We start from the raw sequence: 8,081 nt of genomic DNA, 5'->3' as shown, positions 1-8,081 counted from the left end.
GCCGAGAAGATCAGCTACACTCGCGAGTTTAAGCAGACCACCAAGAAGAATGTAAGTCGCGGTTGGGAAGGCATCTGTCTGCCATTCGATGTACAGACCTTTACTCACGAGAGTCATGGTGTGATTGCTCCATTCGGAAACAGTGCCAGCAACTATCATTTCTGGTTGCACCAGTTTACCGAAGAGGGCATTAGCGATGCTGAAACGATTGAGGCCAACAAGCCATATATCATCAGTATGCCTAACAGCGATGAGTATAGCGATGAGTTTAACCAGGCTGGTATCATACAGTTTGCATCTGTTAATGTTACAGTACCGGTTACTGAAACTATGTCGGTAATGATTGGTGATACGTTGTTTGTTATACCAACTTTCCAGGAGGTTGAGGCTTTCAATCATGTCTATGCTCTGAACATTGGTGAGGATGTTGATAATTATGTTGAGGGTAGTGTATTCTTAAGGAATTATCGCAACATCCGTCCGTTCGAGGTATTTACCTTCCATGAGCCGCGTTATAACGAGGGCGCTGGCACACGTGCCATCAGCTTGTCTAGTCTGTATGGTGGCAGTGGCACTACAGGCATGGGCATTGTTACAACCGATTCGGCTAACGATGTCTGGTACGATCTTAGTGGTCGCCGCCTGCAGGGTAAACCTACTAAGAGCGGTCTCTACATCAATAATGGCAAGAAGGTCGTTGTTGGTAATTAATGGAGTGATGTCTTTGTTTAAAACAGTGAGAGGATGTGGTTCTACACATCCTCTCTTCTTTACACGCCCATGCACGATGGGCTCCAAGTGCCGTCAGTATCGCTGAGGCTACAGATGCTATGATCTGCACAATAAACTTAATCGTTTCTTTCTTTGTCATAGTGTTTTGGGGTTTTAAATGATTTTACCTACGGATTTAAATTTCCCCTCCTTAATCCCCTGGGTTAGGGGTGAGGCCGCCGGTTGGGCCGTCATCGTCGCCACCATTGTCCTCGATGTCACCTGTGTCGCCGCTGGTTACGCGCTTCAGAACCTTGCCGTCCTCATCCAGGTAGGTAATCTGAATCGAGGTGTTCTTCAGCTCGTCCTTCACCTCCACGCTTGGAGATTACTTTAATAGCCATAATTCAATCTAGTTTAATTTTTGTGTTGTTAAATATTTTGTTTATTCTCTCGTTGTCGCCATTCAGAGTAGCTAAGCACTGCGATTAAAGGTATCAACTGCTAGTATTAATGCGCGCAATTTCTAGATTTAAATCTCGCAATTTTTATCCTTAAGGCCGCCGCCCGCTCTCTTTCTTTTTGACAATGCAAAGGTACGATAATTTCGTCAATTATTCAAAGGATAAGTGTTAATCAATTGTTAAATGGGTGCTGCTTATAGTACTCGGATTCAGAAATTCAAAATTCAGTTATCTCAGCAGCACCCTCTAATGGCAGATAGAAATTTACTATTATATATAATATTTATATTATATATAATAGTATTATATTATGTAAAGATTTGTTCTTTCATAGCTGTTTATGGCTCAAAATAAAACTGAATTCTGAATTTCTGAATCCCGTTGAGATTATCTGAACAGTCAATACAAATAGTTTGATACAAGAATCCCCGCCAGAATTACTAGCGGGGATTACTTTTTATTTAGAGGTTTGTTTCTTATTGCTGCTTGTCGAGTTCTGCCAGGTTCTCGGCTATCATCTCGTCGGTAACCGTGTAGTTCTGCAGGTCGCCCTTGATGTACGACTCGTAGCTTGGCATATCGATCAATCCGTGACCAGAGAGGTTGAAGAGGATTACCTTCTCCTCGCCAGTTTCCTTGCACTTGTTGGCCTCGCGGATGGTAGCTGCGATGGCGTGACAGCTCTCAGGAGCAGGGATGATACCCTCGGTACGAGCAAACAGCATACCTGCCTCGAAGGTCTCGAGCTGAGGAATGTCGACACCATGCATCAGGCCGTCCTTAATGAGCTGAGAGATAATCATGCCGGCACCATGGTAGCGCAGACCGCCAGCGTGGATGTTTGATGGCTTGAAGTTATGACCCAGTGTGTACATAGGCAGCAGTGGGGTGTAGCCAGCCTCGTCGCCAAAGTCGTAGCGGAACTGTCCGCGAGTGAGCTTAGGACAGCTGTCGGGCTCGGCAGCGATGAACTCTGTGTGGCGCTCGCCGCTCAGGTTGTGGCGCATGAATGGGAAGGCAATACCGCCAAAGTTAGAACCGCCACCAAAGCAGCCGATCACGATATCGGGATACTCGCCTGCCATCTGCATCTGCTTCTCGGCCTCAAGACCGATGATGGTCTGGTGCAGACCTACGTGGTTCAATACCGAACCAAGGGTGTACTTACAGTTGGGGGTGGTGGTGGCCAGCTCAACAGCCTCAGAAATGGCTGTGCCCAGCGAACCAGAGTGGTTGGGGTCGCGAGTCAGGATGTCCTTACCAGCGCGGGTCGACATAGAGGGTGACCCCTCGACCACTGCACCGAATGTACGCATGATGCTAGAGCGGTAGGGCTTCTGCTGCATGGTGATCTTTACCTGATATACAGCGCAATCCAGACCATAGATCTTGGCGGCATAGCTCAGAGCTGCTCCCCACTGACCAGCACCGGTCTCGGTGGTTACGTTCTTGGTGCCCTCCTGCTTGGCATAGTAGCACTGAGGCAGGGCAGAGTTGATTTTATGCGAACCCAGAGGGTTGGTACTCTCGTTCTTGAAATAGATGTGGGCTGGGGTGCCGAGTGCCTCTTCGAGGGCATAGGCGCGGACCAGTGGGGTAGAGCGGTAGTACTTGTACTTGTCGAGTACATCTTCTGGAATGTCGATCCAGCGATGCTCTGTATCAAGCTCCTGCACACAGCATTCGCGTGGGAAGATGTGTGCCAGGTCGTCTACACCCAGAGGCTGCTTAGTAGCCGGATGGATGGGAGGCATAGGTTTATTAGGCATATCAGCCTGAATGTTGTACCACTGTGTAGGAATCTCACTCTCCTGGAGGATAAATTTTTTCTGTTTAGACATAATAATATTTTTTTTTAGAATTTGGAATTCTTGTAGAGGCAAGCGGCCAAGCCGAAACCGCTTGCAAAGATAATATTTTTAATTAAGAATTAAGAATTAAGAATTAAGAATTTAATAAAAATGTGTACCTTTGCACTCGATTATGTGGATGATTGCAATAATATTAGGTTATTTTGCAGTTCTGTTTGCCATCAGCAGGCTGACAGGACGAAGGGCTACGAACGATACCTTCTTTCGTGGCAACCGACAGTCGCCATGGTATATGGTGGCTTTTGGCATGATTGGTGCCTCGATATCGGGCGTAACGTTTGTGTCGGTGCCAGGTATGGTGACCGGTATCGATATGACTTATATGCAGACCTGTCTGGGATTTATTCTGGGCTACATCGCTGTGGCCTTCATCCTGCTGCCGCTGTACTACCGGCTTAATCTTACTACCATCTACTCGTATCTGGGAATGCGCATGGGGCAGCGGGCCTATAAGACGGGGGCGTCGTTCTTTCTGCTGTCGAAGATGGCTGGAGCGGTGGCGCGATTCTATGTGGTGTGCATGATACTGCAGCAGTTTGTGTTCGACCAGCTGGGCGTCCCGTTTGTGGTGACGATATCGGTGATGGTAGTGCTGATATGGCTGTACACCCGTGGCGGCGGCATCAAAACGCTGGTGTGGACGGATACTTTCCAGACGCTGTGCCTGTTTGCGGCGCTACTCCTTATTATATATAAGGTGATAGGCGAGCTGGGCATGACGATACCTGAGGCTGTGAGTGCGATAGCTACCGATGAGCACAGCAGGATATTTGTAATGGACGACTGGGTATCGAAGCAGAACTTCTGGAAGCAGTTTCTGAGTGGCGTGTTCATCGTGATAGTGATGACGGGTCTGGATCAGGATATGATGCAGAAAAACATGACTTGCAAGTCGCTGCGTGAGGCACAGAAGGATATGTGTACCTACGGCGTGGCTTTTGTGCCTGCTAATCTGCTGTTCCTGTCGCTAGGTGTGCTGCTGGTGATGCTGGGCGAGAAGGGCGTGTCGGATGCTTTGCTGCCAGGATATGTGCAGAAGAGCGGTCTGTCGGTGTTGATACCCTTCTCGATAGGTATCGTAGCGGCTGCTTTTTCGAGTGCCGATTCGGCCTTGACATCGCTAACCACCAGCTACTGTGTGGATATTAGGGGTAGGGAAGGCGACGAACAGCTGAGAAAAAGAGCCCATCTGGTTATCAGCGTGCTGTTTGTGGTGATGGTGATGCTGTTCAGAATGCTGAACTCTACCAGTGTGATTGATGCTATCTACGTGATGTGCAGTTATACTTACGGGCCGTTGCTGGGTCTGTTTGCTTTTGGAATGCTCACCAAAAGGGTGCCTCGCGACAAGTATGTGCCCTACATCTGCATCGCATCGCCGTTGGTGTGTTATGCCATCGATGCGTTGACCTGGAATGTGGCAGGCTATCGTTTCGGTTACGAGCTGCTGATGATGAACGGTGCGCTTACTTTTTTCGCTCTTTTTTCTGTAAGCTCTCGAGAAACTCCTTGGGCTGAATGCCAAAGTGCTTCTTGAAGCAGGTGGCGAAATAGCGGGGATCGTGGAACCCTACGCTGTAGGCCAAGTCGCTTACACGCATTCGGGGATTCTCGGTAGCCAACCGCTTGGCCTCTTTCATCCTGACGTCGCGGATAAAAGCAGAAACATGCATGCCCGTAATAGAGCGCAGCTTGTTATACAGGCTGGAAGCGCTGGAGCCCATATCGCTAGCTAGGGCATCGCGATCGTAGCTCTCGTCGTCGATATGTTTATGTACTAGCTCGATGGCTTCCTTGACGAATGTATCGTCGGCACCAGGTATCTTTTCTATCGTCTGTTGCTCTTCTTCTTCCGTCATCTGGCTGAATTCTGTCTGCATGCGTTTGCGGTTTTCGATAATATTATCTATACGCAACTTCAGATCGCCGAGGCGGAATGGTTTCCTCAGGTACTCATCGGCACCGTACAACAGGGCTTCTTGCTCGTCCTTCTCCTGCGTCTTGGCTGTAAGCAGGATGATGGGCAGATGGTTGAAGTTGGGGTCTGCCTTTACCTTTTGGGTGAGTTCCAGACCGTCCATCTCTGGCATCATCACATCGGAGATAATCAGGTCGAGCTCTTTCTCGTTGATGACTTTCAGCGCCTCTATACCATTGCGGGCTATATAGACGCGATAGGTTGACTTGAGAAGCTGTTTCATCAGCATGAGCAACTCCAGATTATCTTCTACCACCAGCAGCTTGTAGCCGTCTTCCTCAGTCTCATCTTCGGGTTCAGCATTCACATCGGGCACGATGGTGTTGATGTCGACGATGGTATTCTTCGGTATGCTGAAGTCGATTTTATGCTGCTCGTCTATCTGTCTTGGATCAAAGGCCTCTTTATTAATAGGTAATGTAACGGTGAATACGGTGCCCTTGCCTTCCTCGCTCTTGCAGTCGATGGTGCCGTGGTTAAGATCAACCAGATCGCGAGTGAGCGAGAGACCAAGTCCGGTGCCGATTGTCTGATGTTTGCGGTAATCGCCATCGTGGAATCGCTTAAACAGGTATTTCATGTGTTTGGGCGAGATGCCTTCGCCATCATCGCTCACCTTGATTTCTACCTGATCGTATGTGTTATTGGTGACGGCATCGATAGATACATGGCCGCCTACCTTGCCGTATTTTGCCGCATTCGACAGCAGATTATAGATTATCTTGTCTAGTTTATCCGTATCAATCCAGCCCATCATGCTTTCTGGCTGGCAGTTGATGCTGAATGTCATGTCTTTCTTGGCAATGAGCGGCTCCAGGCATTCGGCGGTTTCGCGTATATACCTCATTACATCGCCCTGAGCCACCAGCAGCCTTAACTCTCCTGCATCCGACTTGCTGGCTTCTAGTATCTGCTGTAATAGGCGCACCATGCGCTGAATATTGAATTGCATCAAGTCGTATTCGTGTACATAATCTGGTGCGGTATCGCGCAGTTTATCTACCGAAGCCGAGATAACGGCCAGGGGGGTGAGCAGTTCATGAGTAATATTAGTGAAAATAGCACTCATCTGCAATTGCCTCTTTCGTCTTTGACTTCGCAAGTACAAGCGGCGTCCTGCGAAGAGAATAATGGCTATTAGTGCCACTATGTAGAGGGTTAATAGTATACGGCTGTCCATAATTCATAAGTTTTATATGTGCAAAAATAAATAAATAAATCGAATTATCGACGATTTTTCGATAAAATTTGCTTTTTCAAGCGTTAAAATGTTTAAAATAGGCGCGAAAATGTTTAATTTAAGTGATTTAACGCATTTTAAACACAAAAAAATCTATAAATGAACATTTATTTAAAATATTTGCTATATCTTTGCAGCAGAAAAAGATTTTAATGGTTAAGGTTTATGGTTGATTAATTTAGTTTTTTAAGTAATTAAAGAAAAGGTTCGTTGTGAAACGAGCCTTTTCTGATTTTATATACTTACTGATTTTTTTATCGGTTCAAGAGGTAGCGTTCGGCCTCAATGGCTGCCTGGCAACCTGAACCTGCTGCAGAGATGGCCTGACGATAAACAGGGTCGGCGCAATCGCCTGCAACGAATATTCCAGGAATCTTGGTCTTAGGTGTGCCGTCTATCTTCTTCAGATAGCCAACCTCGTCCATATCCAACCAATCCTTAAAGATGTTTGTATTAGGTTTGTGACCGATAGCCAGGAAGAAACCATCGATAGCGATGTCTACCAGCTCCTCGTCGGGTTCGCCCTTACGCTTTACCAGATGAGCGCCCTCAACACCATTCTCGCCATAGAGGCCCAGGGTGTTGTGCTCAAAGAGAATCTCGATGTTCTCGTTCTCCTTAACACGCTGCTGCATGACCTGAGAGGCACGGAGGAAAGGCTTGCGGACTATGAGATACACCTTCTTGGCCAGACCGGCCAGATAGAGGGCATCCTCGCAAGCGGTATCGCCACCACCAACCACGGCTACCGTCTTCTTGCGATAGAAGAAACCGTCGCAGGTAGCGCATGCTGATACGCCCTGACCGTTGTACTTGCGCTCGTCGTCGAGTCCCAGATACTTAGCCGATGCGCCTGTAGCAATGATAACGGTATCGGCTTCGATCTCTGTACCATCATCGGCTGTGCAAACGTAAGGTGCCTTAGAGAAGTCGACCTTCACAATCTCGCCATCGCGGATGTCGGTGCCAAAGCGCTCGGCCTGTTCGCGCAGATCCATCATCATCTGGTTTCCGTCAACACCCTGAGGGTAGCCTGGGAAATTCTCGACTTCGGTGGTCTGGGTGAGCTGTCCACCAGGCTGCATGCCGCTATACTCAATAGGATTGAGGTTAGCGCGCGAGGCATAGATGGCTGCAGTATAGCCTGCAGGGCCACTGCCTATAATCAAACACTTGGTCTTCATAATTATCAATTATTTCAGCAGTTCTTCGATTTGCTTGGCAATGTTCTCGATATTCTCGGTAGGCTCGAAACGAGCAACAACCTGGCCTTTCTTGTTAATCAGGAACTTGGTGAAATTCCACTTGATGTCGGGCTTCTGCTTGTAGTCGGGATCCTCCTTCGACAGCATATCGTCAAGGATAGGGGCAATCTTGTGGCTCATATCCCAACCGGCAAAACCCTTCTGCTCCTGCAGGAACTTGTATAGAGGATCGGCATCGTCGCCGTTAACCTTAACCTTCTTGAAGCGGGGGAACTCTGTACCAAAGTTCAGCTTGCAGAACTCGTGGATACTCTCGTCGGTACCAGGGGCCTGCTGTCCGAACTGATTGCAAGGGAAGTCGAGAATCTCGAAACCCTGGCTGTGATACTGCTCGTAGAGCTTCTCCAGTTCATCGTACTGAGGGGTGAATCCACACTTGGTAGCTGTATTAACAATCAGTAATACCTCGTTTGCGTATTCCTTCAAGGATACGTCTTTGCCTTTCCTGTCCTTGACAGTGAAGTCATAAATTGTTTTCATATCGTGTTGTAATAATATAAAAAGATGCGGCCTTGGCATATGCAACTACCATGGACGCATCTTTTGATGTTC

General features: G+C 47.9%; 7 protein-coding genes and 1 pseudogene. 2 read left to right on the top strand and 6 right to left on the bottom strand.

Translation table 11 applies throughout. The features are described 5' to 3' along the window. A pseudogene (locus tag BUB86_RS17715) lies at nt 1–711 on the top strand (hypothetical protein); the annotation flags it as partial. Here the strand turns inward: BUB86_RS17715 and BUB86_RS17275 are convergent. The 3 genes from BUB86_RS17275 to BUB86_RS13300 all read right to left on the bottom strand — a co-directional run bounded on the left by BUB86_RS17275 (nt 677) and on the right by BUB86_RS13300 (nt 3,016). Next, the gene (locus tag BUB86_RS17275) at nt 677–871 is read right to left on the bottom strand and encodes a smalltalk protein (RefSeq protein ID WP_139261622.1); all 195 of its coding nucleotides are present in this window, start codon (nt 869–871) and stop codon (nt 677–679) included. The pseudogene BUB86_RS17715 and the gene BUB86_RS17275 sit on opposite strands and share 35 nt — an antisense overlap. Before the next feature lie 51 nt (nt 872–922). Beyond that, nucleotides 923–1,090 (bottom strand): hypothetical protein, encoded by a 168-nt coding sequence (locus tag BUB86_RS13305; RefSeq protein WP_254795172.1) that lies wholly within the window; start codon nt 1,088–1,090, stop codon nt 923–925. A gap of 561 nt (nt 1,091–1,651) precedes the next feature. Next, nucleotides 1,652–3,016, bottom strand: coding sequence for a TrpB-like pyridoxal phosphate-dependent enzyme (locus BUB86_RS13300; RefSeq protein WP_073210336.1), 1,365 nt, complete (start codon nt 3,014–3,016; stop codon nt 1,652–1,654). A 142-nt stretch (nt 3,017–3,158) separates the two neighbouring features. Between BUB86_RS13300 and BUB86_RS13295 the strand changes: the two genes are divergently transcribed. After that, nucleotides 3,159–4,583, top strand: coding sequence for a sodium:solute symporter (locus tag BUB86_RS13295; RefSeq protein WP_073210334.1), 1,425 nt, complete (start codon nt 3,159–3,161; stop codon nt 4,581–4,583). Here the strand turns inward: BUB86_RS13295 and BUB86_RS13290 are convergent. From BUB86_RS13290 to BUB86_RS13280, 3 genes are all read right to left on the bottom strand, one after another. Next, nucleotides 4,513–6,093 carry an ATP-binding protein gene (locus tag BUB86_RS13290; RefSeq protein WP_073210332.1) on the bottom strand — a complete coding sequence of 527 codons (1,581 nt, stop codon included), beginning with the start codon at nt 6,091–6,093 and terminating at the stop codon, nt 4,513–4,515. The genes BUB86_RS13295 and BUB86_RS13290 overlap by 71 nt on opposite strands. Before the next feature lie 425 nt (nt 6,094–6,518). Continuing rightward, nucleotides 6,519–7,448 carry a thioredoxin-disulfide reductase gene (gene trxB, locus BUB86_RS13285; protein WP_073210348.1) on the bottom strand — a complete coding sequence of 310 codons (930 nt, stop codon included), beginning with the start codon at nt 7,446–7,448 and terminating at the stop codon, nt 6,519–6,521. 9 nt (nt 7,449–7,457) lie between these two features. Further along, entirely contained in the window at nt 7,458–8,009 is a 552-nt protein-coding gene (locus BUB86_RS13280; RefSeq protein ID WP_073210330.1) for a glutathione peroxidase, read from the bottom strand. Nucleotides 8,010–8,081: the final 72 nt, after the last annotated feature.

Source organism: Xylanibacter ruminicola (assembly GCF_900142525.1).
GTDB classification, from domain to species: domain Bacteria; phylum Bacteroidota; class Bacteroidia; order Bacteroidales; family Bacteroidaceae; genus Prevotella; species Prevotella ruminicola_A.
This window is presented reverse-complemented; position numbering and strand designations above follow the sequence as displayed.

What these genes read in the sequence shown, in the direction of transcription:
- trxB (WP_073210348.1), bottom strand. Translation starts at nt 7,448, where the DNA reads ATGAAGACCAAGTGTTTGATTATAGGCAGTGGCCCTGCAGGCTATACT.
- BUB86_RS17275 (WP_139261622.1), bottom strand. Translation starts at nt 871, where the DNA reads ATGACAAAGAAAGAAACGATTAAGTTTATTGTGCAGATCATAGCATCT.
- BUB86_RS13290 (WP_073210332.1), bottom strand. Translation starts at nt 6,093, where the DNA reads ATGAGTGCTATTTTCACTAATATTACTCATGAACTGCTCACCCCCCTG.
- BUB86_RS13300 (WP_073210336.1), bottom strand. Translation starts at nt 3,016, where the DNA reads ATGTCTAAACAGAAAAAATTTATCCTCCAGGAGAGTGAGATTCCTACA.
- BUB86_RS13280 (WP_073210330.1), bottom strand. Translation starts at nt 8,009, where the DNA reads ATGAAAACAATTTATGACTTCACTGTCAAGGACAGGAAAGGCAAAGAC.
- BUB86_RS13295 (WP_073210334.1), top strand. Translation starts at nt 3,159, where the DNA reads ATGTGGATGATTGCAATAATATTAGGTTATTTTGCAGTTCTGTTTGCC.